The organism is Acetomicrobium sp. S15 = DSM 107314 (assembly GCF_016125955.1).
Lineage (GTDB): Bacteria > Synergistota > Synergistia > Synergistales > Thermosynergistaceae > Thermosynergistes > Thermosynergistes pyruvativorans.
Genome location: NZ_JADEVE010000391.1, coordinates 1 through 448, shown reverse-complemented (window position 1 = coordinate 448; position 448 = coordinate 1). Strand labels below are relative to the sequence as shown.

The following is a 448-nucleotide window of genomic DNA, read 5'->3' as shown; positions in this document are numbered from 1 at the left end:
TCAGCTATGAACCAATAATACTAACCGTCAACGCTAAATCTCCATGGAAGACGACGCAAGACCTCATCGATGATGCCAAAAAAACCGGCAAGGTTATTAAGTATGGCATTTCAGGTGCGAGAAATGCGGACATCTGTTTTGCCTGCGGCCGTTCAATTTCGATGATTCCAAGGAGCTCGCCTCGTGGGTAGGAAAAGGCTTTGAGGTCCGCCGGGCAATATCACGAGGTCTGTCCCGGCAGGTAGGGATTCGCGCGCATGCCATACCATTTCGACGGATGCCCCGATCGTGACCTCGACGGCATGAGCCACATCGGCATCGCAATTGCTCCCGGGACAGACGACCACAGCGACCTTCATTTCCATTCTTCCTCCACCACCAGAGAATATTCCTCTATGAGGTCGTTGACCAACAGATCGCTGCACATCGCCTCCGCTCGTCGGCGTGC

Annotated in this window: 2 protein-coding genes; both read right to left on the bottom strand. The window is 53.6% G+C overall.

Going from position 1 to position 448, the window contains the following annotated elements; all coding sequences use genetic code 11:
- Positions 1 to 152: 152 nt before the first annotated feature.
- Positions 153 to 359 carry a hypothetical protein gene (locus tag EZM41_RS11900; protein ID WP_198471288.1) on the bottom strand — a complete coding sequence of 69 codons (207 nt, stop codon included), beginning with the start codon at positions 357 to 359 and terminating at the stop codon, positions 153 to 155.
- On the bottom strand, positions 356 to 448 hold a 93-nt coding region (locus tag EZM41_RS14810), incomplete at its 5' end, for a phosphoribosylformylglycinamidine synthase subunit PurS (RefSeq protein ID WP_198471287.1). The genes EZM41_RS14810 and EZM41_RS11900, both read right to left, overlap by 4 nt.

Excerpts from the sequence above, each read along its gene's own strand:
- EZM41_RS11900 (WP_198471288.1), bottom strand. The coding sequence starts at position 359 with ATGAAGGTCGCTGTGGTCGTCTGTCCCGGGAGCAATTGCGATGCCGAT.